18 protein-coding genes are annotated in these 22,406 nt (G+C 62.3%); 6 read left to right on the forward strand and 12 right to left on the reverse strand.

All coding sequences use genetic code 11. The features are described from left to right. Positions 1 to 5: 5 nt before the first annotated feature. From OQZ28_RS05230 to OQZ28_RS05250, 5 genes are all read right to left on the reverse strand, one after another. Positions 6 to 311: a hypothetical protein gene (locus OQZ28_RS05230; RefSeq protein WP_242621849.1), complete on the reverse strand. Its 306-nt coding sequence runs from the start codon at positions 309 to 311 to the stop codon at positions 6 to 8. Positions 312 to 390: 79 nt separating this feature from the next. Next, the gene (locus OQZ28_RS05235; RefSeq protein ID WP_061271879.1) at positions 391 to 597 is read right to left on the reverse strand and encodes a cold-shock protein; all 207 of its coding nucleotides are present in this window, start codon (positions 595 to 597) and stop codon (positions 391 to 393) included. Between the two features lie 226 nt (positions 598 to 823). After that, positions 824 to 1,513: a Fe2+-dependent dioxygenase gene (locus OQZ28_RS05240; RefSeq protein WP_130731797.1), complete on the reverse strand. Its 690-nt coding sequence runs from the start codon at positions 1,511 to 1,513 to the stop codon at positions 824 to 826. 29 nt (positions 1,514 to 1,542) lie between these two features. Then, on the reverse strand, positions 1,543 to 3,951 hold the full coding sequence (locus tag OQZ28_RS05245; protein WP_130731798.1) for a TonB-dependent receptor: 2,409 nt from the start codon (positions 3,949 to 3,951) through the stop codon (positions 1,543 to 1,545). A gap of 174 nt (positions 3,952 to 4,125) precedes the next feature. Continuing rightward, a complete protein-coding gene (locus OQZ28_RS05250) occupies positions 4,126 to 5,856 on the reverse strand; it encodes a carbohydrate porin (RefSeq protein WP_458135385.1) in 1,731 nt (576 codons plus the stop codon). Positions 5,857 to 6,356: 500 nt separating this feature from the next. On the opposite strand from OQZ28_RS05250, the gene OQZ28_RS05255 reads away from it, so the two are divergent. Continuing rightward, positions 6,357 to 7,508 carry a sensor histidine kinase gene (locus tag OQZ28_RS05255; protein ID WP_242621850.1) on the forward strand — a complete coding sequence of 384 codons (1,152 nt, stop codon included), beginning with the start codon at positions 6,357 to 6,359 and terminating at the stop codon, positions 7,506 to 7,508. 55 nt (positions 7,509 to 7,563) lie between these two features. Continuing rightward, positions 7,564 to 7,719, forward strand: coding sequence for a hypothetical protein (locus OQZ28_RS05260; RefSeq protein WP_458135386.1), 156 nt, complete (start codon positions 7,564 to 7,566; stop codon positions 7,717 to 7,719). An 84-nt stretch (positions 7,720 to 7,803) separates the two neighbouring features. Here OQZ28_RS05260 and OQZ28_RS05265 read toward each other — a convergent pair whose 3' ends face one another. Continuing rightward, positions 7,804 to 8,709 carry a LysR family transcriptional regulator gene (locus tag OQZ28_RS05265; RefSeq protein ID WP_130731799.1) on the reverse strand — a complete coding sequence of 302 codons (906 nt, stop codon included), beginning with the start codon at positions 8,707 to 8,709 and terminating at the stop codon, positions 7,804 to 7,806. Between the two features lie 118 nt (positions 8,710 to 8,827). Between OQZ28_RS05265 and OQZ28_RS05270 the strand changes: the two genes are divergently transcribed. The 3 genes from OQZ28_RS05270 to OQZ28_RS05280 all read left to right on the forward strand — a co-directional run bounded on the left by OQZ28_RS05270 (position 8,828) and on the right by OQZ28_RS05280 (position 14,003). After that, positions 8,828 to 10,540, forward strand: a complete 1,713-nt coding sequence (locus OQZ28_RS05270) for an NAD-dependent malic enzyme (RefSeq protein WP_458135387.1) — start codon at positions 8,828 to 8,830, stop codon at positions 10,538 to 10,540. Positions 10,541 to 10,799: 259 nt separating this feature from the next. Further along, positions 10,800 to 12,941, forward strand: coding sequence for an FUSC family protein (locus tag OQZ28_RS05275; protein ID WP_458135388.1), 2,142 nt, complete (start codon positions 10,800 to 10,802; stop codon positions 12,939 to 12,941). A 111-nt stretch (positions 12,942 to 13,052) separates the two neighbouring features. Then, positions 13,053 to 14,003: a LysR family transcriptional regulator gene (locus tag OQZ28_RS05280; protein WP_130731802.1), complete on the forward strand. Its 951-nt coding sequence runs from the start codon at positions 13,053 to 13,055 to the stop codon at positions 14,001 to 14,003. A gap of 4 nt (positions 14,004 to 14,007) precedes the next feature. Here OQZ28_RS05280 and OQZ28_RS05285 read toward each other — a convergent pair whose 3' ends face one another. Beyond that, positions 14,008 to 15,264, reverse strand: a complete 1,257-nt coding sequence (locus OQZ28_RS05285; RefSeq protein ID WP_130731803.1) for a D-amino acid dehydrogenase — start codon at positions 15,262 to 15,264, stop codon at positions 14,008 to 14,010. Then, on the reverse strand, positions 15,264 to 16,448 hold the full coding sequence (gene alr / locus OQZ28_RS05290) for an alanine racemase (protein ID WP_458135389.1): 1,185 nt from the start codon (positions 16,446 to 16,448) through the stop codon (positions 15,264 to 15,266). Before alr ends, OQZ28_RS05285 begins: the two co-directional genes overlap by 1 nt. Positions 16,449 to 16,585: 137 nt before the next feature. On the opposite strand from alr, the gene OQZ28_RS05295 reads away from it, so the two are divergent. Continuing rightward, positions 16,586 to 17,029, forward strand: a complete 444-nt coding sequence (locus tag OQZ28_RS05295) for an Lrp/AsnC family transcriptional regulator (protein ID WP_130731805.1) — start codon at positions 16,586 to 16,588, stop codon at positions 17,027 to 17,029. A 71-nt stretch (positions 17,030 to 17,100) separates the two neighbouring features. On the opposite strand, the gene OQZ28_RS05300 is transcribed toward OQZ28_RS05295, so the two are convergent. The 4 genes from OQZ28_RS05300 to OQZ28_RS05315 all read right to left on the reverse strand — a co-directional run bounded on the left by OQZ28_RS05300 (position 17,101) and on the right by OQZ28_RS05315 (position 22,228). Continuing rightward, entirely contained in the window at positions 17,101 to 19,425 is a 2,325-nt protein-coding gene (locus OQZ28_RS05300; protein ID WP_458135390.1) for an AAA family ATPase, read from the reverse strand. Between the two features lie 125 nt (positions 19,426 to 19,550). Next, on the reverse strand, positions 19,551 to 20,381 hold the full coding sequence (locus OQZ28_RS05305) for an IS5-like element IS1032 family transposase (protein ID WP_035366909.1): 831 nt from the start codon (positions 20,379 to 20,381) through the stop codon (positions 19,551 to 19,553). A 467-nt stretch (positions 20,382 to 20,848) separates the two neighbouring features. Continuing rightward, a complete protein-coding gene (locus OQZ28_RS05310; RefSeq protein ID WP_458135391.1) occupies positions 20,849 to 21,295 on the reverse strand; it encodes a hypothetical protein in 447 nt (148 codons plus the stop codon). Positions 21,296 to 21,415: 120 nt separating this feature from the next. Then, entirely contained in the window at positions 21,416 to 22,228 is an 813-nt protein-coding gene (locus OQZ28_RS05315) for an MIP/aquaporin family protein (protein ID WP_130731808.1), read from the reverse strand. Positions 22,229 to 22,406: the final 178 nt, after the last annotated feature.

Here is a 22,406-nt window from a genome sequence, read left to right on the forward strand (position 1 = left end):
TGTTGCTATTTATGGCCCATCTGCCGGGCAATGGCGCGTTCTGATTGCTCAAACGCCGCCCAGTCCTGCTCGTAGCGGTCGGGCTGGGGGGTGGGCGACGTATCGCCTGCATAAGGGGCATCCAACCCGGTCGTGCGGCTGCGCGAAGGCGGCATGGCTGCATGGGGCAGGGGTGCGAAGTGATTTAGTGAGGGTGGGGCATAGGCTGGCCCCATGGGGGCGGCAGGCAGGGCCACGCTTCCGTTCCAGCCACCAGGCTGGGGCATCTGCGCCCGGGCCACGCAGGCGGGCAGGCAGAGCAGGACTGTCATGATCAGCCGGAAAGCAGGCATCAGGTATAAAAAGCGGTAGAAATAAAAACGGCAGGAACCGGAGTTCCTGCCGCGTTTATCAGCCAATCTTGAGATTGACTGCAGAAGACTTGCCGTTACGGCCCCGCTCGAGGTCATACGTCACGGCCTGCCCTTCGGACAGGGTCTGCTGGCCAGCCTGCTCAACGGCAGAAATGTGCACGAAAGCATCGGCGCTTCCGTCATCAGGCTGGATAAATCCAAAGCCCTTCTGGGCGTTGAACCATTTAACTGTTCCTGCGGCCATAATTTGGCCTCCTTAGAATAACCGGCACCCCCACGCGAACATGCATGGGATCGAGACTTTTCGTTTTATCGGGGATGCCATAAGGCCGCTTGGTGTAGCTGCTCTGAAATCTTGTCCGTAGCTGAAAAGTCCAGCCGTGAGGACCTTCCTATAGGGGTTATCCGAAAATAGCACGTAAAATATTCAAAAAATCGGAAATATTTCCTCTACCCCATCGGATAATTGCTCACAGCAGGCACCACTGGCGCATCATGTTGTGGTAGATGTTGGTCAGTGACAGCACGGCGGGATCGGCATCCCCCAGCCGTTCGCGCAGCGATGTGACCTGCATGTCGAGGTCGAACATGATCTGCCTGCGGCTCTCCTCCGCGATCATCGACTGCGACCAGAAAAAAGCCGCCAGCCTGCACCCGCGCGTGACCGGTGTCACGCTGTGCAGCACAGTGGTGGGGTAGAGAATCATGTCACCCGCGGGCAGCCTGATGGCCTGCTCGTTGCCATTGGCGTGGATGGTCAGCTCCCCGCCGTCATATTCATCGGGATCGGAGAAGAACAGCGTGGAGGAGACATCGGTGCGGATGCGCGTGTGGATGCCACCTGCCAGGATGCCGCGTATGGCGTTATCGACATGCGCGCCAAAGTGCATGCCGCCTTCATAGCGGTTGAACAGCGGCGGGCTGACCCGGTAGGGCAGCACCGCGCTGTTGAACAGGGCATTGCGCCCGAGTGCGTGCAGCACGATCTGGCCAAGTTCGCGGCATGCCTCGGAATCGCGGGGCAGTTGCAGGTTGTTCTTGGTTTTTGCCGACTGCACGCCCGCCGTCTCGCGGCCATCGGTCCATTGCGCATCGCGCAGGCGGGCGCGGCAGTGGGCGAGTTCATCGGCGTTGAGCAGGGCGGGGATGTGCAGCAGCATGGGCGTGGCCTTGGTTGAGGGGGGGTGGGTCAGTACTGCGCCGAGATGTTGAACAGGAACGACCGCCCGACGGAAGGAGTGACGCGGTTGGAGAACAGGCTGCCATAATTGAGCCGGTTATCAAGGTTATAGGCGTTCATGGCCACTTTCCAGTTGTTGTTGAAGCGGTGGGCGACCATGGCGTCGAATTCCACCGTGGCGGGCGCGCGGGCGGTATTGAGCTGGTCGAGCCATACGCCCTGCCGCCAGGTGATGCCGCCGCCAACGGTCATGTTCCACGGTTTGCGCGGCGCGATCTCGTAGCTGGTCCAGGCGGTGGCCTGGTTATGGGGCACGTACTGGATCTGCCCGCCCTGCTTGGATGAGGTGGAACCCGCCTTGGTAATGGTGGGGTCATACAGCGCATAGGTGCCATAGAACATCCAGTTGCGCAGCAGCGTGCCCGATACACTGAGTTCAAGCCCCTGGTTGCGCTCCTGGTCGCTGGTTGCGCTGACATCGCCCGTTGTGGGGTCGGTCTGGGTGGAGTTGTTCTTCTCGAGCCGGAACAGGGCCGCCGTAAAGCCGATACGGTCCTGGAAGGCGCTGTATTTGGCCCCCACCTCATACAGTCTGCTGCGCTCGGGGGCGGCGCTCTGGCTGGAGCGTGTCATCGGCTCGGAGCTGTTGGTCACGTACAGGCTGAGGGGCGTGGTGGATTCCGACCAGTTGAAATACACCATCAGGTTGCTGCGCGGGGTGTACATGAGGCTGACCGACGGGTTGATGGTGGTCTCGTTCTGGCCGTAGCTTACATCGGGCGTGGCCGTGCTGCCGCCGGTGGCGCTGTAGGTGCTGTTCCAGTGATCCCACCGGAAGCCCGCCTTGACCGACAGGTTTTTGGTCAGCCACACCTGGTCGGACAGGAAAAAGCCCACATCAAGTGCCGAACTGTCCTTGTAGCACTTGCGGCCCACGCCGTTGCCGATATTGACCAGGCGGTTGGGGTACTGGCTGCAGTTCCCCAGTGTCAGGCCGGGCACGTAGGGCGAGGGATCGAGCAGGCTGGTGCTGGGGCGGTTGGAGCCATAGGCGTAGTTCTGGCGGTGATCGGTCACATACTCGATGTCGAACCCGCCAATGATCTCGTGGCGGATATGCCCGGTGTGCAGATGCGCAATCCCGGAGAACACATCCTGGATCGACCAGTCGCTCTGCCGGTAGGGCTCGGGGCCGCCCACGCCACCATTGCGCGCCACCTGCGCATTGGCCGCGTTGCCGGACAGGTAATCCGACAGGCAGGTGGAGGAGGGGGCCACGCCGTTGATCGTGTTGTTGGTCAGCGTGGCGCCAGAGCTGAAATTGGAGCATGCCTCCTGCGAGGCCGAGAAATAACGGTGGAAGATGCCGCCACGCATGTCGTTATACAGCGTGAGGATGGGGCTGACCTTGGCGGTCAGGCGGCCGGTGATCATGTCATCGCTGGTATTGTCCTGGTCGTAGGTGGTGCCGTACCAGTTGGTGCGTTTCACGCCCCTTTCGGTCACCGGGTAGCCGATGCCGCCGGTGGGGGTGACAACCGGCACGCCATAATCAGGGATGCGGTTGTCGTTCTGGTGGAAGTATTCCAGAACGAACGAGACCTTCTTGCCCAGCCCGAACGCGATGGACGGCGCAATGCCCCAGCGATGCGAATAGATGTAGTCGCGCCCCACCACGTTGTTCTCGTTGCCCATGCCGGTCAGGCGGAAGGCGGTGGTGCTGTTGATCTGGTAGTTCACATCCAGCGTGCCACGGTAATATGACCCGCTTCCCCCCGAGAAACTGGCCTGGTAGCTGTTGCCCAGATGCGGCGTCTTGGTCACGATGTTGATGGCCCCACCCGTGGTGCCATTGCCGAACACCTCCGATGACGGGCCCTTGATGACCGAGACATGGTCATAATAGAAGCTGTCGCGCGCATAGACGCCAAAATCTCGCAGGCCGTTTTCATAAATGTCGTTCTGGGCCGCGAAGCCGCGGATCAGGAACTGGTCGCCCGCCATGCCGCCTTCGCCTTCACCCACCGATGCGGTGATGCCGGGCACGTTCTTCAGCGCCTCGTCGAGCGATTTGACATTCTGCTGCTGCATGAGCACCTGCGGCACCACGTTCACGTTCTGGGGCGTGTGCATGGCATCCTGCGGCATGCGGCTCAGGCCGATGGATTCATGCAGGACATTCATGGGCGAGGCCGTGACGTGGGTGACGTCAAACCCGTGCTCCGCCTCATGGTTATAGGCATCCTGCTTTTTGGTGTCCTTTGCCGTGGCATTACCCGAAGGGGTGGTGGCCTGCGTATCGGTTGTGGGCACCGTGTCCTGTGCGGCATGCGCGCTGGTGGTGGCGCAGGCAAGGGCCATGGATGCGGTGAGCAGGGAGAATGGCCTGAGTTTCTGGCGGATGATTTTGTCGGTCATATTGCAACAGCCTCTTAATTGCAGAAGGCTGCAATATCGATTCTGATAATTAGTCGCAATATACCTCCATGGGGTTTGTCATAATGTGTCACATAATTGCAACAAATTCGCATTCTCATTCACGACGCACGAAAAACCCCGCGCCGTGCGGGGCGCGGGGCAGGGGCCGTGTGGCTAGAGGTTGGCGATGACCTTCAGCCCCACGAGGGCCGCATTGGGGATGTGCTTGGTCTCGCCCGGGCGGATCATGTATTCGAACTCCGGCTGCACCAGGATGCCGGGCATCGCGTCAATGGCGTAATACGCCTCGATGATGTGGGAATCCGTCTGCGGCGCGCGCACGGAGGCGCCGAGCGAATAACCGGCCTCGTAACGCAAAATCTGCCCTTCCTCCTTGCGGTGGCTGACATGGTACCACGAATACATGATGCCCAGCCGGTCGGTCACGCGCGATGGAATGACACCCGCGAAGGACAGGCCACCATAGGCTTCATCCGAGATGGACGTGACATGCGGCGTGTTATGGATGTAGCCCGCCATCAGGTAGCCACCGGCCATCTGGTTGCGCCCGCCCCGGCGGTAGACCATCTGGTCGCCTTCAAACCAGAACATGTCCATCGGCGCCGAGCGCTGGTGGCCTGCCGCCGTGCGCAGGGCCGCGGGCAGGCCGATGCCGATCTCGTCGGGGTAGCGCGTGGTGTCATGCGCGTAGCCCACAATGTAGTGCCCCGGCAGGCGGTTACGGGTCAGGAAGGGCTGCCACGTGAACTCGACCGGCAGCATCACGCCGGTCGCCTTCTCGCTGCCCCAGGCCCAGCCGCTGGGGTTGTCACTCAGAGCATTGACCGAATAGGCACCGAACTGGATGGCCGTGTCACGCGTGGGGCGCAGGCGCAGGCGGCTGCCCCACGTGGCCTTGGGGTAGACCGAAAAGCCGGGATCGAGCTTGAGCGCCACGGGGGCCGAGCAGGTGACCATGAACGAGCACAGCAGCGGCGAGGTGGCAAACACATGGGTCAGCGCCATGCGGCCGAAGCTGATGTCGAGATGGTTGTCCAGCAGTTTCTTTTCGGCATAGAAATCAACCAGATGCGCCACCACGTTGCCAGAGAGGCCATATACTTCCTGCAGGTTGACGTAATATTCGCCCACCCGGTCATGGCTCACGGCGCGGCCTGCGCGTTCCATCACCAGCGTATGGACTGACCAGCCCTTGATTCCGGCCATTTTCTCAAGGTCGAAGTTCACCTGCGCGGTCAGTTCATGCACGTAGCTCATGCCACGCTGCACGCCACCATCAATCACGCCCATCGCCTCGCCCTTATAGGTAAAGGCAAAGCTCACGCCGTGGTCGCGCAGGCGCTTGCGCAGCGGGTCGAGCAGCGGCACCAGGTGGCCGCTGCCTGCGGTGGGCACGTAGTACGGGTCCTCGAGGTCGCTGTCATGCTGGGCGTCGATCCAGCCCGGCAGCAGGCCGGAGGGGCCTTCATGATGGGACAGCGCATCAAGTTCGATCTGGTGGAAGGCCTTGCTGTCACCGGGGCTGCTGACCGGGGCCACGCTCATGGTGGCCAGGCCCGCGGAGGGAAAGGCCGGCACGCCGCTGGGCGGAATGGGCGTGTTGGGTGGCCTGCGGATGGCCTGTGGCTGGGGGCCAAGCCGCTCGGCATCGAGGCGCATGCTGATCTGTTCCTCCTGCGTCATGCCGGTCGAGGGCATGGCCGAGACCGCGCCGGGCGCCATGATGGAGGGCACCGGCTTCATGCCGGGGTCAACTGCCGTCTGGGCATGGGCGTGCTGGGCCGGGGCCAGCGCGGTGGCGCCTGCGGCCAGCAGCCATCCCCAGCCGGGGGAGAACGGCGCGCGCGCACGCCCATTGGCGTGTGGGGAGATATGTCTTGTCATGTCTGTCGATTTTCTTGCGGCCCGGTCCATCACGGGACGGGGCAGGGTGCCGGGAAAAAGGGATGCGGGCCTCAGCCGGGGGGCTGGTCCATGTGCGCGGCAGGAAAAACGACAGGCGCGCGGTTGCGCGGGCGGGACTGGATCATGATTTGAGGCACCATTGTTCTTGTTTTTTTAGGAGACTGTTTAAAATAAACCGCCGGTAAGAATGAAAGTTTTCAGCCCCCGTCTTTTTCAGGGCGGTTTTGTGGCAGCGCTTTCGTGAGAAACTTCATGCGTCCTGCGGGTGCCCTGTGGGCGGGCTTTTTCAAAACAGTCTCCATGCTGCGGAAAGATTGGACTAAAATTATAAAATTGTCAAACTGATAATAACTATATTAATTTTGCACCGCACAAATTGTAATTTTATTTCGTTTGTCATTCTGGTTTCCGCTGTTCTCCCATTCATGGTATCGCGCCTGTGGTGCCGTGGGGCAGGCTCGCGATAGGGGGAGAAGGGTGTGTCTGCGCTTGTGCTTGTGGTGATGGGTTTCGCGGCGGGGGCGCTGCTTGGGGGGTATGGCGCGTGGCGTTATGGCGCGGCGGGGCGGCTGTCGGGCTACCCTGTGCGCCTGCAGGCCGACCCCGTGGGCGCGGATGAGGATACGGTGCCGGTCGATGACCTGCCCGTGTCGCTGCTGGTGCTGGCCCGTGGCGGGCGGCTGTTGCATGCCGGCGCCCGCGCGCAGGTGGAATTTGCCGAGGGCCTGGGCATGTTCGTGCGCCACCCCGCGCTCCAGCGTGCCGTGGCCGAACTGCGCCCCGGCGGGGTGACGGAGGTGACCATCGAGGCCGACGTGCCGGTGCGCCGAGTGGTGCAGGCCTTTGTCAGGGCCGGGATATGGCACGGGCAGCCCGCCTGCGTTGTGGTGCTGCTTGACGCCACGGCGCGTGACGCGCTCGATCGCGCGCGCAGCGACTTCGTGGCCCATGCCAGCCATGAGCTGCGCACCCCGCTTGCCGCCCTGATCGGCTTTATCGAGACCCTGCAGGGCCCGGCTGCCAATGATGCCACGGCACGGCACAAATTCCTTGCCATCATGGCCCGGCAGGCCAGCCGCATGCAGCGCCTGATCGACCGGCTGCTCTACCTCTCGCGCGTGCAGATGCTCGAGCACCAGCGCCCGCAGGGCATGATTGCGGTGACCGATCTGTTTGCCCGCTTCAATGAGGAGATGCAGGGCAAGCCCGAGGCGGATCGCGCGGCCTTGGTGCTGCATCCCGCCCCTGCAGGCACGTTGCGCGGTGATGCCGACCAGATATTGCAGGTGCTGGTCAACCTGAGCGAGAACGCCCTGCGTTATGGCAGGCCGCAGCCGCCTGCCGAACCGCGTATCGAAATCGCGGCGCAGTGGCAGGATAATGGCGGCCTGCTGCTCTCGGTGCGTGATAACGGGCCGGGCATCGCCCCGCAGCACCTGCCGCGCCTGACCGAGCGTTTCTACCGTGTCTCGCCCACGCCAGGAGCCGGCGGCGAGCAGGGCACGGGGCTTGGGCTGGCCATCGTGCGCCATATCGTTGACCGCCATGGCGGGCGGCTCGACATCACCAGCGCGCCGGGGCAGGGCACCTGCTGCACGGTGTGGCTGCCGGGCAGTGCGAATGCCGTGTAATTATCGATCCTGACTGTTTTTGAAGCCGCGTCTTTACGCGTAGGGAAGTCTGTTCATGACAGATGCCGCGACGGATCTCGCCCGGTTCCTGCAGGCCCCGGAAAGCACGGCCAGTTTTACGCTGCCGGACACGGATGATCTGGCTGATCGAGACGAAACTGGCATGCGCCATCTGGGGATGGGGCGGGGCGGGGCGTTGCGCTGCGCATGATGCGTGCAGGCGGCAGGCCCGGTTGTGGTGGCGAGCGGATATGTGTGTGTCTATTACGCGCCCAGCCCGCCCTGCTGACCGGGCCTAGGTGCCGAAATAGGCCTGCCGCAGTTCCTTGCGCACGAAGTCGAGGAACAGCCGCGTGCGCGAGGGCAGGTGCGTGCGCGAGGGGTAGACCGCGCACAGGGTCACGTCCTCCCACCTGTAGGTGCTGAGGCATTCGATCAGCCTGCCGCATTTCAGGTCATCGGCAATGTCCCACAGCACCTTGAGCGCAATGCCGCGCCCGCTCACCGCCCAGTCATGTACCACCTCGCTGCTCGATGTGGCGAGGCGGGGGGTGACATGCACTTCCTTGCGGGCCTTGCCATCAAAATACACCCATTCGTTAAAGATGCGCTGGCGGCGGATCAGGCAGATGCAGTCATGCTTGAGCAGGTCGTGCGGCGTGGCGGGCAGGCCCTTGCGGTCACGGTATTCGGGTGAGGCACAGACCACGCGGCGGCTGTTGATCAGGCTGGTGGTCATCACCTCCTGATCGGGCGGCATGCCGGGGCGGATGGCAATGTCCAGCCCGTCATCGATCACGTCCAGCCCGGCATCGGACAGGGTAAGCTGCACCGTCACCTCGGGGTACTGCTCCACGAAGGCCGCCACCACGCCTGCCAGCATCTTGCGCCCGATCTCCGATGGCACGCCCACGCGCAGCAGCCCGCGCGGAATGCCCGCGCGCGCGGTCAGTTCGGCTTCCGCCTCATCCACTTCCTGCATGATGCGCACGGCATGCTCGTGCAGGCGCTGCCCTTCTGCCGTGAGCGCGAAATGGCGCGAGGTGCGCGTGACCAGCCGCGTGCCCAGCCGGGCCTCCATGGTGCTCAGCCTGCGGCTCATGGCGGCGGGCGAGAGGCCCATGGCGCGCGCGCAGCCCGCAATGCTGCCTGCCGCGGCAAGGATGCAGAAAAATCTCAGGTCACTGATCTCGTCAGGCAACTGCCAGCTCCATGATTGCGTTTGGCGTACGGTTGGCGTGCATGCCCATGCCCTACACGAAGATGTGCAGATCCGTATCCTGCGGCTCTTTCAATCGTTATCACAATATCGGGTCATTATGTCGGATACAGCGCGGGCCATGCTTTCCTCTTCCCTCAAAACGGCTTTGTCTGGCAGGGAACTTCTGGATTGCCCTGTGCTGAACAAGGGAAATGCATTCGACAGGCGCGAACGTGACCTGTTCGGGCTGCATGGCCTGCTGCCTGCCTCCGTCGCCACCCTGGCCGAGCAGGCCGATCTTGCCCGCGCCCGCCTTGCCGCCCTGCCAGACAATTTTGCGCGACATATTGCGCTACGCGAAATCCAGGACCGGAACGAAACGCTTTTCTACGCCATCGTAGACGAGGCGCTCGAGGCCTGGCTGCCCATCATCTACACCCCCGCCATCGGCCGGGCATGCCGTGAGTTCAGCCATATCTGGACCCGCCCGCGCGGCCTGTTCCTGAGCTATGCCGACCACCGTGGCCGCATTGCCGAGATCCTGGCCAACCCGCAGTTTGATGGCGTGCGCGTGATCGTGGCGAGCGATGGCGGCAGCATCCTTGGCATTGGCGACCAGGGGGCCAATGGCATGGGCATCCCTATTGGCAAGCTCTCGCTCTATACCGCCTGTGGCGGCCTCGACCCCGCCCGCGCGCTGCCCGTCCTGCTCGATGTGGGCACCGATAACGAGACCCTGCTGGCCGACCCCGAATATATCGGCTGGCGGCACGCCCGCGTGCGCGGCGCGGAATACGATGCCTTCATTGCCGAATTCGTGCAGGCCGTGAACACGCGCTGGCCCAATATCGCCCTGCATTGGGAAGATCTTTCGGGTGCCGACGCGCTGCGCATCCTGCGCCGCTATCGCGATGGCATGTGTACCTATAATGATGACATCCAGGGCACGGCGGGTGTGACCGCCGGGGCGCTGCTCGCGGCCATCAGGGCCGGTGGCGCCCCGCTGGATGCCCAGAAGATCGTCATTTTCGGCGCGGGTGGCGCAGGGTGCGGCATTGCCGACCTGCTGGCGCAGATGATGGTGGCAGGCGGCATGACCGCGCAGGAGGCCAGCCGCCGCTTCTTCATGGTCGATATCAACGGCCTCGTGCGCGAGGGCATGCCGGGGGTGACCGAGGGGCAGCAGCCCTTCGCCCAGCCTGCCGATGTGGCGGGGGACTGGCGCGTGGATGACGCCGCCAATATTACGCTCGCCGAGGTCATGGCCCATGTGCAGCCCACCATGCTGATCGGCACATCAGGGCAGGGCGGGGCGTTCACGCGCGAGATCGTGGCCCCCATGGCGCAGCAGGCGGCGCGGCCCATCATCTTCGCGCTGTCCAACCCCACCGCCAATATCGAGGCCACCCCCGCCGACCTGCTGGCATGGACGCAGGGGCGCGCCATCATCGGCACGGGTGGCCCGTTCGCGCCTGTTGAGTATGCCGGGCGTATGCGCCCGGTTGACCAGATCAACAATTCCTATGTCTTTCCCGGCGTGGGGCTTGCAGTGGTGGCCGGTGGCATCACGCGCATGACCGATGGCATGTTCCTTGCTGCGGCCCATGCGCTCGCCGCCCTCTCGCCTGCTGCAAAGGCCGCCGACCCCACGACCGCGCCCCTGCTGCCACCCGTATCGGAACTGCGGCTCGTGGCGACAGCCGTGGCCCGCGCCGTAATCGCGCAGGGGCAGAAGGAAGGCGTGGCCCCGCAGGCTGCGGCCCACGATGTCGAGGCCGCCCTGCGCGACGCGGTGTGGACCGCCCGCTACCGTCCGTACGAGAAAGCCTGAATCCCGGTATTTTCGGATGGAAATATATGCAGGCAACGCCTTGATGCCCAATGATGAAAGGCCCCCCATGCCGCCTTTTTTCAGGAATGCGGCGTTTTAGTGCGGCATTCTGGCAAAAGCATTGGCACGATGCGCCCGTGCCTGGCCAAGTGCGCGGACAGGTTTTTCATAAGGATCATGCAGCCCATGGCGTTGCCGCACGGGCGCGCGCCATGCACCCCGGCCCTGACCCGTTGGGGAGCCGCGTTCTGAGGTTGCCGTGCATGCGCACCAAAACGGCCCGCGCAAGGAGGGGCTGCGAGCAGCCCGGCCGGGGCAGGGCTGGATGAATGGCGCGCGCTTCATGCCCGGCCCCGCCGCACGCCTGCGCTGGCCACTCGGGGTGGACTGGCTGCGCTGGCTGGTCTGCCCCACGCCGCAGGCCGTGGGCTTTGCGCTGCGCAATACGGCGGCCTCGCTCATAGCCCTTGCCATTGCGCTGTGGATGGAACTCGACAGCCCGCAATGGGCGGTGGCCACCGTGTGGTCGGTAGCCCAGGTGCGGCGTGGGGAGAGCATGTCCAAGGCGCGGTGGCGCATCGTGGGCACGCTGGTCGGCGCGGTGGCGGCCGTGGTGTTCATCGGGGCCTTTCCGCAGCAGTCATGGCTGTTTTTCCCTGCCGTTGCGACGTGGATCGGCCTGTGCAGCTTTCTGGCCACGTTCTGCCTCAACTTCCGCTCCTATGCGTTCGTGCTGTCGGGCTATACGTGCTCGATCATTGCGGTGGCGGCGGCATCCGAGCCCGATAACGTGTTTTTCATCGCCATGTCGCGTGCCAGCTATATCGTGCTGGGCGTGGTGTGCGAGGCGGCGATGGGGGTGCTGTTCACCTTCAACCTGGCCACGCGCGCGCAGGCCACCATGGTGGGGCAGGTGGAAGACGTGCTGCACCGGCTCGGTGGCCTGCTGCGCGAGATCGTGCTGCATGAGCGTGACACGCTGGTCCATGCCGGTGAGTTTTCCGACATGCTGGTATCGGTGCATCAGGGGCTGGAGTTCCCGGCCATCGAGATGGGGCGGCAGGTGCATGCGGGCGATCATGCCCGCGCGGTGCTGGCCGAGGTTTCAATCCTTGTCACCCGTCTTGTCGGCCTGTCTGGCGGCACGGAGCGGGCCATGCTGGCTGATGACGCGGCGCTGGCCGATACGCGCGGGCAATTGCTGCATCTGTGCGACCGGCTGGCCGCCTGCCGCCTTGAAGCCGGCGCGCTGGATGATCTGTACGCGCAGGTCACGCATCTGCATGCCCTGTTTGAGCAGCGTGCCGCGCGGGGCGCGCATGAGATGGCGCGCGTAACCCACGGCGTGCTGGCCGCCACCATGGAGGATTTACAGACCGCGCTTGACCACGCCCATGCCATTTTCAGCCCGCCGCCGCATGACCGCTTCCGCTTTCACCTTGGCGGGCATCGTGATATCCGCCTAGCGTTCCATAACGGGTTGCGGGGAGCCGCGGCCATCATGCTTGCCGCCCTTGTCTATGAATGCACGGCGTGGCCCGGTGGCATGGGGTTCATCGCCATCACCACGCTGGTGTGCGGGCTGTTCGCCACGCGCGAGAACCCGGTGGTGGCCACCACGCGCTTCCTGTCTGGGGCGGTGTGGTCCGCCGTGGCGGCGGGGTGCCTGAGCCTGTGGCTGATTCCGTATCTGAGTAATTACGAGGAACTGGCCTTCGTGCTCGGCCTCTTCCTGTTCGTGGGCGGGCTGGCCAAGTGTAACCGGAGCACGGCAGGGGCGGCGGCGGCCTACGGGCTGCTCATGCCCAACCTGCTCATGACCGGCAACCAGAGCCGGGTGGATGAGATCGCCTTCCTCAACAACGCGCTGCACACGGTGCTGGCTGTCGGGCTGAGCGTGCTGGTGTTCCGCCTCGTGCTGCCCTTCAGGGCGCGGGCCGAGCGGCTGCGTTTTGGCGCGCATATGCGCGGCGAGTTGCGGCGGCTGTGCCTCGTGCCGTTGCCGCCTTCGCCCCAGTGGTGGATCGGCACGAGTGTTGACCGGATCGGGCGCATGGTGCGCCACGCGGCGCAGGCGGGCGACCATACGGCGGGTGGCGGCATCCGGCTCATGCTCATGTTCTCCTCCGTGGGGCTGAACATCCTGCTGCTGCGTGGGCTCAAGCGCCAGCAGCGCGACAGCGCAACCGACATCATCACCACCCTGCTGCGCGCGCTGGTGCGCTACCGGCCCATCAGCCCGCGCGGGGTGGCCGTGGTGCGGGCGGCGCGCAGGCGGCTGGCCCGGCTGGAAAAAGCCGACCCCGGCAATGGCCGGCTGCTCGAGGTGCTGGCCTGCCTTGATGGCATTGCCCGCACGGCCACGGCCTGCCTGAGTGCGATGGAAGCTGGAGTGGAATGACACCAAAAACTTTTTACTGATTTTAATAGGACTGCGGATTGGTCAAATCCGGTTTTTTAGGATAATCGCAACGCAGCCGGTCCGGTCTGGCCAGGGGGAGACGCACGGAGCATGAGAAAACGCTATGATCTCGACCTGCTCCGCAGCCTTCAGGCCTTGATCGAGGAGGAAGGCGTGTCGCACGCGGCGCGCAGGCTGCAGATGAGCGAGGCCGCCATGAGCCGCAGCCTCGCCAAGCTGCGCGTGGTGTTCAATGACCCGATCCTGGTGGCATCGGGGCGGCGCATGGTGGTCACCACTTTCGCGCTCGGCCTGCGCGAGCGGCTGCGCGCCATTGTCGATGGCGCCGACTCATTGCTCGAGGAGCAGGACACCCCCGATATTGCCAGCCTGTCGCCACATTTCATGCTGCGCGCCAATGACCTGATCGTGGGTGCCTTCGGCGCGGCCATTCTTGCCGCCCTGCGCCATGACTGCCCCGGCTGCACCCTGACCTTCGTGCCCGAAACGGATGATGAACCCAGCAATGACCTGCGCGAAGGCCATATCGACCTGTATCTGGGCGCATCGGATGACATGCGGCCCGAAATACGCCGCCAGAGCATTTTCCCCACCGCGTTCCGTGCCCTCGTACGGGCCGATCACCCCATTCTGGCCGAAGGGATTACGCCGGACTCAATCGCGCGGTACGAGCATATCAGCGTGTCGCGCCGGGGCAGGCTGCATGGGCCGATCGATACGGTGCTCAAGGAGCAGTTCGGCCTGCGGCGCCGCGTGGTGATGGTGGTGCCCACCTATTACGCCATGGTCGAGACCCTGCGCATGACCGACATGATCCTGCCGCTGCCGGGCATTGCCATCGATTACCTGCCCATCCGCTCGATGCACCTGGCCGAATTCGAATTTCCCTTCGCCCTGCCCACGGTGCATTCCTTCCAGGCCTGGCACCCCAGGCGCGATGGCGACCCGGTGCATCGCTGGCTGCGCAACACGGTCTATCGCGTGGTGCGTGAACGCGGTAACGGCCTGCCTGAGGGGTTTACACCCCCGGCAGGCCCGTAAGGCGTTACTGCCCGTAGCGCACGATGCCCAGATCCTCATGCGGGATGTCAGGCATGCGACCGGACATGATATCGGCCAGGACCTTGCCCGAGCCGCAGGCCATGGTCCAGCCCAGCGTGCCGTGGCCGGTGTTGAGGAAGAGGTTGTCGTATTTGGTACGGCCGATGATGGGGGTGCCATCGGGCGTCATGGGGCGCAGGCCGGTCCAGAATTTGGCGGCGGGGATGTTGCCGCCGCCGGGGAAGAGGTCGTTCACCGAATGCTCCAGCGTTTCGCGGCGCGGCGCGCGCAGCTTGGTGCTGAAGCCTGCGAGCTCCGCCGTGCCGCCAATGCGGATGCGGCTGCCAAGGCGGGTGATGCCGATCTTGAAGGTTTCATCCATGATGGTCGAGACCGGGGCGCGCTGTTCATTCACGATATCGGCGGTGAGCGAGTAGCCCTTGACCGGGTAGATCGGCAGGTCAAGGCCAAGGCGGCGCACCATGGCGGGCGAATAGCTGCCGAGCGACAGGACATAGGAATCCGCCACCATCCGGCCCCGGCTGGTCTCGATGCCGGTAATGCGGCCGCCATCGGATGTCATGGTGCGGATGCGGGTATCGTAATGGAAGGTGACACCCGCTTCTGCCGCCTTGGCCGCGAGGCGCTGGGTGAACAGGAAGGCATCGCCCGTCTCGTCGCCCGGCAGGCGCAGGCCGCCCACGAATTTATGCGCCGATGCGGCCAGCCCCGGCTCGGCCTCGACGCAACCTTCACGCGTGAGCACCTGATAGGGCACGTTATACTGTTCGAGCACGCGGATGTCGCCCGCAATGCCGTCAAGCTGCTTTTGCGTGCGGAATACCTGCAGCGTGCCCTGCTGGCGGTCATCATAGGTGATGGCGGTGGTGGCGCGCAGGTCCATCATCATGTCGCGGCTGTATTCCGCAATGCGCACCATGCGGCCCTTGTTGCGATCGTAAGCGGCTGCGGTGCAGTTCTCGAGCATCTGCACCAGCCATTTCCACAGATGCGGGTCGGGCATGGGCCAGAACACGAAGGGGCGATACTTCATCAGCAGCCACTTGATGGACTTGAGCGGCACGCCCGGCCCGGCCCATGGCGAGGAATAGCCCGGCGAGACCTGCCCCGCATTGGCGAAGCTGGTTTCAAGCCCGGCCTGGGGCTGCCGGTCCACAACCGTGACCTCATGGCCCGCCTGCGCGAGATACCATGCCGATGTCACGCCAACGACACCACTACCCAGTACGATGATTTTCATTACACGGAGGCCTTATTCTGGCGGGGAGAAGCATCGCACGCGACAGGGTGCCGATATGTGCGATGGAAACGCGAACCCAGTGCGGTCAGCACTTCGTAGCCGATGGTGCCTGCGCCGTGGGCCACATCGTCCACGCTGCGGCGCGGGCCGATCATGTCCACATGCGTTGCGGCATCAAGCACGCTTTCGGGCACGTCATTGACATCCACCGTGGTGGAATCCATGGAGATGCGCCCCAGGATGGGCAGCCTGTAGTCACCAAGCCACGCGCAGCCGCCGCCATTCGCCCCGCTGCGCAGGAAGCCATCGGCATAGCCAATGCCCAGCGTTGCAATGCGCCGGGGGCCTGGCGCGCGCCAGATCAGGCCGTAGCCCACGCCATCGCCCGCGGCAATGGCGCGGCGCTGCACGATGCGCGCGCGCAGCCTGACCGTGGGGCGCAGCGGGTTGGGCGCCTGTGCATTGGGGGCGAGGCCATAAAGCGCCGCGCCGGGGCGCACGAGGTTGAAATGGTAGTCCGGCCCGAGGAAGATGCCCGATGAGGCCGAAAGCGCCCACGGGGCCGCGGGCAGCCGGGCCGCCATGGCGCGCATCCGGTCGCGCTGCATGGCGTTGGCCGGGTTCTCGGGCGTGTCGGCGCAGGCGAGGTGGCTCATGACCAGCTTCGTGTCGATGCCATCAAGCAGGGCAGGGGTCTGGGCCAGGGTCGCCACATCCGCCTCCGACAGGCCAAAGCGCGACATGCCGGTGTCAACCTGCAGGGCGGCGGGCAGCGCTCTGTGCGCCAGAGCCGCATGGGCGCGCCAGCGGGCTACCTGCTCCATGCTGTTGAGTACGGGTAGCAGGGCGTGGTGGGTGAACAGCGCCTCGGTGCCGGGCATGGGGCCGTGCAGCACAAAAATCCGCGCCGCCGGCGAGACATGCGGGCGCAGGCGAATGCCTTCTTCCAGATGGGCTACGAAGAAAACCCGTGCCCCGGCCTGTTCCAGCACGGGGGCAACCCTGTCAGCGCCCAGGCCATAGGCATCGGCCTTGACCACGGCGGCACAGGTGGCAGCGCCCGTGCGGGCATCGAGCAGGCGGTAATTGGCGGCGATGGCATTCAGATCGATTTCCAGCGCGGCGCCAGCACCGGGAAAGGACCAGCCTGAAGCCATGGGCTGGGGGAAGGGCAGGTCAGGCATGGGGCGCTTACTCCATCGGGCGGAACGTGACTGATCGTATGTGTATGGTAACAAAATGTCCTGTCGTTTTGTGCATGATCATGCGATTAATGCGCGCCTGTGCGCAATTATATACGAAAATAAGCGGAAAATTCACCATGCCCTTCGATCGGCTGACAGATGCCATCCTGCGCCACCTCCGCCATGATGGCCGCATGAGCAATGCGGACCTTGCCCAAAGGGTGGGGCTGTCACCCTCGGCCTGCCTGCGCCGTGTGCGCATGCTGGAAAAAGAAGGGGTGATACGGGGTTATCGCGCCCTGGTGGACGAGCGCTCGGTGCATGGCATGACCACCGTCATCGTGCAGATCACGCTGGAGCGGCAGACGGAGGAATGCCTGCGCCGCTTTGAGGCGCGCGTGCGCGAATGCGCCGATGTGCGCGAATGCTACCTGATGACGGGCGACGCCGATTACCTCGTGCGCGTCGAGGCGCGTGACGCGGCTGATTACGAGCGCATCCATAAGGAGGAACTCTCGCGCATGCCGGGCGTGGCCCGCATACAGAGCAATTTCGCCATCCGCACCGTGGTGCAGCGCTAGCACGACACGCGCGTTATGAAGCGCAACTGCAGTGCTGGCACGCTCCGCTATGGCGCGCGGGGCAGCGTGGCTCAGGCGCGGGCCATGTTGTCTTCCTGATTGTCGGCCACGGCTTCCACATAGCGCTTGAAGGTGCGCAGGTCGCCCTGAAAGACTTCGGCCAGCGCGCGCAGGTCAAGGGTGGAGAGATGGTACCAGCCGGGGCACAGGCCGCGCTCGGCTTCGATTTCGCGCATCAGGTTCGTGGCAATGGCGGGCATGTGCTCGGGCTTCGGGGCCTCGAGCGCTATGATGGTGCAGCGCGAGCGCAGCGCCGGGCTGACCCTGTCAAGGTCATTGACGGTGAACACCCAGGAAAGCCAGGACAGGTCGGCATCCAGATCCAGCCAGAAATCGCGGAAATGTTCCGCCTCTTTCTTGTCCGCCACGGCCAGCAGCGCATCCTGCAGGAATCCATGCTGGGGGTTGTTGGAGACCTTGTCCACCTCATCAAGAATGAACGCCATGTTGGGGCACTTGGTCAGGGCAATGCGCTCGATGACCTGCGACGGCCCTGATTCGGAAAAACCCTTGTGGTTGCCGGTCAGGTAAAACGTATCATGCATGCTGGCGACGTTCTTGGTATCGAACGGCAGGCCGATATGTTCAAAAAAGCCGCGCGCCAGGCTGGTCTTGCCGCATCCTGACGGGCCTGCCAGCATGATGGGTCGGGGGCGAATGAATTTGCCAAAGCGCTGCCTACTATTGAACACCCGCACCATTTCGTTGATGGCATGCGCCGCATGCGGAAAGCGCGCGACCAGCGGCGCCATGTCCAGCGTGCCGGGCTCGGCAAGGGGCAGGGGCTGGTTCAGTGCGGCAAACAGCCCAATCCGGTTATTGGTGCCCTTGCGGCCTGTATGCTTCCTGATGAGATCGGACGGCACGGGTGTGGGGAAAACGGTCACGCATGATTCATCAGCGGGTGATGGGGCGGGCAGTGTTTCGGGCCCTGTTTGCGTTCTGGTGAATGCGCCAAAGGAGGGTAGAGCCTCGTCCGACTCATCGGAGAGGTAGTTTTTCAGGAAATCATTGTTATCCACCAGGTCAAGGTCGGGGAAAGGGGAGCGGTCATCATTATTGTCGTGATCTTTCATGATGTCTTCAACGGCCTTTCTGCTGATATGGGTCTGGTGGTCGAGTGCTTTCTGGAATTCGATGAAATTCTCAAAGAAAGTGGGTATTACATGCATTCCCCCAAATAAATTTCTCCTGTCGGACCGGGTGTGGAAAGTCTTGAACAGGGCCAGCGCCGCCTTGGCCAGACTTTCGCTGTTCAGGCACTGTTCGTGAAAGATATTGTCAAGGCATTGGGCTTCAAGCACATGGCCGGTGTCGTGCGCGGCAGTGATGCAGTCATGGTGGTAGAAAATATTGCGGATGATTTTAAGCAAGAAGGGTTCATCGATCTGCTCGATGAGATTGCGGTCAGCATCCGGGCCAATAAAGGCGATGGCGGCAAGCGCTGTCTCCCTGATGATATCACGAATGGTGTAATCCGGTTCGGAAGAACGGATAAAGGCCGGTCGTTCCGTCTCGCGGTGATACCCCTCAAGCAGCATCGTATCGTAAAAAGCCATTCTTTTATGAATCATGTCGATAAAAGAAAACTTTTCTATGTACCCCTGGTAAAAAGGCATATCCTCCAGCGGTTCAACGCCCTCGACAAGCTTGAGGCACCATATGCCTATTGCATCGATGTCGAATCTGGGAGGCGGATATTCGCCCGTATTGTCATAGGGCATGACGCCGAGTTGTGAATAAAGAACCAGTGCCTTGACCATATTTTTAAATATGGAAAGGTCGTCACTGTCCTCATCCTGAATACAGGCGGTGTATTCCTTTGTCCTGTGCAGGCCAATCATGACACGTTCGATGACCAGCGCCCAGTCGGCAAGGTTGACCTTGTACGTATCATGATCGTAGTCGGCATTCATGTGCATGGTCTTGTGCAGCTCACGCAGGCACGCAACAGGGTAGCGGTCCTTACTGTCACAATAGGTCAGGAGTGCATCCATGACGTGGCAGAGCATGGTATAGTTTCTGGCATATAGGCATGCGACCGTGGTATTCTGTGCTTTTGTGCCGCCATCCTTGTGGTCAAGCACATACATATTGCTTGAACGCAGGATAGGATTGACCCGACATTCATGCAGCCTGTCAACGATTGCGGTAATCAGTAGCGAGAGGTCAATATCGCAGTCCGTACCGGGAGATGCGCATGGCTGTGCATCGCTGCCGGCAGCCAGGTCGGGTCTTGCATCGGGGGCGGGGTTGGCAGCCCGATATTCACGGATGAACTGGTCAGTGTAATTACAGATGGCATTGCGTACGGATTGCAGGTCAGGGTCACGCATTCCAGTTTCCTGGTTGCGTGGCAGAATATTCATGTAATCGGGAGCGCGGGACAGAACAATAAGTGAGGCTATAATATTATTACCAAAGTATCGACTGAATCTTTCCTTTTCCCTTAGAGCCTGAATCAGAAAGCGGTTTGATTGATTTTTCGCAGAACTCTGCGGATATGGGCAATCATCAACCACGCGTGGGATGACGAGATTGTTGCCTCGACATCCTTCGTGAGGCGACGGCAGCGTCCGAGCCATGCAAAGCTGCGCTCCACGATCCAGCGTTTGGGCAGGACGACGAAGCCTTCGGCCCGATCGCTACGCTTGACGATCTCGATCGTCCATCGGCCGAGTTCAGCCAGCGCACCACGCAACTTCTCGCCGGCATACCCGCCGTCACCGATCAGATGGCGAAGCCAGGGAAACAATGAGCGTATTCTGGTCGCTACCAGCGGCGCGCCATCACGATCCTGAATGTCGGCGGGATGCACGACGGCTGCCACGACATGACCCAGCGTATCGGTCGTGATATGCCGCTTGCGGCCCCTGATCTTCTTGCCCGCGTCATAACCGCGTGGACCGCCGTTTTCAGCAGTTTTAACCGACTGGCTGTCAATAATGCCTACCGAAGGCGTGGCGTCTCGCCCGTCCTGCTCACGCGACAGGATCACGAGAATATGGTTTATCGCTTCCCATCGTCCCTCGCGGATCCAACGGTAGAAATAGCCCTGCACGGTCGTGAAGGCGGGAAAATGACGAGGCAATTGTCGCCACTGGCAACCCGTAGTGACGATATAGAGGATCGCCTCCATGACCCGGCGCAAATCCGTACGTCGTGGTCTCCCCAGTCGTTTCTTCTCGGGCATCAAAGGCGCAATCAGCGCCCACTCCGCATCGCGAAGGTCGCTTGCATACTCCAGGTCGTCCCGGCGATACTGCGCGCGGGTGATTTCAGTCCAGGCCATCTTGATCTCATCAGGTTATCGCAAACCCATGAATCATAATCCACTGAAATCACTCAACTCATTTTCGGTCAGACACTTAAAGCCTGGCTTACGGCGAAATCAAGATTTTCTATAAATACTCTGGATCTGTTAAGGGATATGACAGATTTTCGTTTGAAATAATTGAGTATGTCGTTTGAAATTGTCGCCTCCCCCTTGTTGCGTTGTATGCCGTCTGGTGCAGTCAACTGCATATTGGTGGGGGGTGGTGCATGAGGGAATGACTACGGTTTTTTATTGCTTTTGTCAACCCTCTTTATCACTTCTATAGCATAAATCCTGATGATTATTGGTATTGTCACTGTTTATATAAAAAACATATCAACATTATGAAAATATGAAATTCCGTGTGAAATTAAGCAGGGAACCGCACGGCAACGGTAAAATGTGTTACAAAGCGTAAGAATGTTCTCGTGGGGCGTGCGTGCTCAGGGCCAGAGCATCTGCCCGGTGGGCAGTACGCGGGCAATGACCTGCTCGGGCGCGTTTTCATGGGTTAGGAGAACCGTTCTGCCACATGCACGGGCGAGGGTGGTCATGAAGTGCCGCAGGTCCAGAAGGTCGTGGCCTGACTGCACGTTGCGCGGATCAAGATCGAATTCAATCTGCCCGGGACTGAAGAAGTGGCAGGCATGGACTACCTTGCCCTTGTGGCATGCAAGGGTCACGGCATGGCTTTTGGCTGCGGCGAACATGTCACTGACGGTCGCGGGCAGGGGAGTGGGGGGGCCATCAAGCCGGTATTCCAGCAGGGCGGGTTCCTGCCGCAGGCGGGCCAGCACGCGCTGCCAGTCAGCCATGGTGGTGGGGGCGATGTAAATATCGCGTAGTGTTCCATCCCACCTGAAATGATGCTGTTGCGCCGTCCAGTCCATGATCCCGCCTGAAAGAATGCCGCAGGCTTTTCCAGGAAAGCCCCGGTGGCGCCGCCTCCATCACATAAAGGCGGCGCGCGGACATTTTACCAGATCATGGCCGGAATGTTGAACAGGCGGTTATGGTGCGGGCGGGATGGATGGCGTGGCGCTGCGCGGAATGAACGGGCGGATGAGGAACTGGTAGCACCCGGCGCCCACCACGCCGCCAACCAGCGGCCCGGCAATGGGCACCCACCAGAAATGGTCCGGTCCGGGCAGGGCGGACTCTCCCCAGCCGGTCACAAAGCAGAACAGTCGCGGCCCGAAGTCACGCGCGGGGTTGATGGCCCACGCCTCGAGGTAGCCCGAGGAGGCGCCAATGCTGGCGACAAGCAGGCCGATGATCAGCGCGCCGGAATTGGCCTGGGGCGCCACCGTATTGTATTCACACGTTATGGCGAAGATGCCGAAGACCAGCAGCCCGGTCAGGATGATTTCATCAACAAAAGCATGCAGCGGCGTAATGCCCTCGCCCGGATGGGTGAAGAACACGCCCGCCGCCCCGCCAGCGGCGCGGGTAAGGCCATGTGCCGCGTTGTAATGGTCGATCACGGGCTGGTACAGCGTATAGACCAGTGTTGCCCCGATCACCCCGCCCAGCACCTGTGCCGCGCAGTAGCCGGGCACCTTGCGCCACGAAAAACCCCGGTACAGCGCCAGTGCGAGCGACACGGCCGGGTTGGCATGCGTGCCCGACACGCTGCCGGTAATGTAGATGGCGATTGTAACCCCAAGCCCCCATACAATGGCCACCCCCCAGTAGGCCTGCTTGTACGGGCTGGGATCATACAGCGCGTACATCGCAGCCACCGAATCACCGATCAGCACGATGATCATGACCGCGATGCACTCCGATATGAGTTCACCCAGGAATTGTCTGTTTTTCAGCATTTTAACCCACTTTATTCTTTTATTATCATTCGATGGGAAACGGCTGTTGGCCTTGTGGCCTGTTTGCAGCGCTGGAATGTTCTTAAACGAACATTCTCCGCCGGGGAAGGGGCCTGCACGATCGGTGGGGTAAGCGTGTCTCCTTTTTCCATATATTTCATTATATTTCATGAAATTT

Source organism: Komagataeibacter sp. NFXK3, from assembly GCF_054182245.1.

Bases quoted from the DNA above. Each gene is read 5' to 3' on its own strand.
- OQZ28_RS05230 (WP_242621849.1), bottom strand. From the start codon at position 311: ATGACAGTCCTGCTCTGCCTGCCCGCCTGCGTGGCCCGGGCGCAGATG.
- OQZ28_RS05235 (WP_061271879.1), bottom strand. From the start codon at position 597: ATGGCCGCAGGAACAGTTAAATGGTTCAACGCCCAGAAGGGCTTTGGA.
- OQZ28_RS05240 (WP_130731797.1), bottom strand. From the start codon at position 1,513: ATGCTGCTGCACATCCCCGCCCTGCTCAACGCCGATGAACTCGCCCAC.
- OQZ28_RS05245 (WP_130731798.1), bottom strand. From the start codon at position 3,951: ATGACCGACAAAATCATCCGCCAGAAACTCAGGCCATTCTCCCTGCTC.
- OQZ28_RS05250 (WP_458135385.1), bottom strand. From the start codon at position 5,856: ATGACAAGACATATCTCCCCACACGCCAATGGGCGTGCGCGCGCGCCG.
- OQZ28_RS05260 (WP_458135386.1), top strand. From the start codon at position 7,564: ATGACAGATGCCGCGACGGATCTCGCCCGGTTCCTGCAGGCCCCGGAA.
- OQZ28_RS05270 (WP_458135387.1), top strand. From the start codon at position 8,828: ATGTCGGATACAGCGCGGGCCATGCTTTCCTCTTCCCTCAAAACGGCT.
- OQZ28_RS05280 (WP_130731802.1), top strand. From the start codon at position 13,053: ATGAGAAAACGCTATGATCTCGACCTGCTCCGCAGCCTTCAGGCCTTG.
- OQZ28_RS05285 (WP_130731803.1), bottom strand. From the start codon at position 15,264: ATGAAAATCATCGTACTGGGTAGTGGTGTCGTTGGCGTGACATCGGCA.
- alr (WP_458135389.1), bottom strand. From the start codon at position 16,448: ATGCCTGACCTGCCCTTCCCCCAGCCCATGGCTTCAGGCTGGTCCTTT.
- OQZ28_RS05295 (WP_130731805.1), top strand. From the start codon at position 16,586: ATGCCCTTCGATCGGCTGACAGATGCCATCCTGCGCCACCTCCGCCAT.
- OQZ28_RS05300 (WP_458135390.1), bottom strand. From the start codon at position 19,425: ATGCGTGACCCTGACCTGCAATCCGTACGCAATGCCATCTGTAATTAC.
- OQZ28_RS05305 (WP_035366909.1), bottom strand. From the start codon at position 20,381: ATGGCCTGGACTGAAATCACCCGCGCGCAGTATCGCCGGGACGACCTG.
- OQZ28_RS05310 (WP_458135391.1), bottom strand. From the start codon at position 21,295: ATGGACTGGACGGCGCAACAGCATCATTTCAGGTGGGATGGAACACTA.
- OQZ28_RS05315 (WP_130731808.1), bottom strand. From the start codon at position 22,228: ATGCTGAAAAACAGACAATTCCTGGGTGAACTCATATCGGAGTGCATC.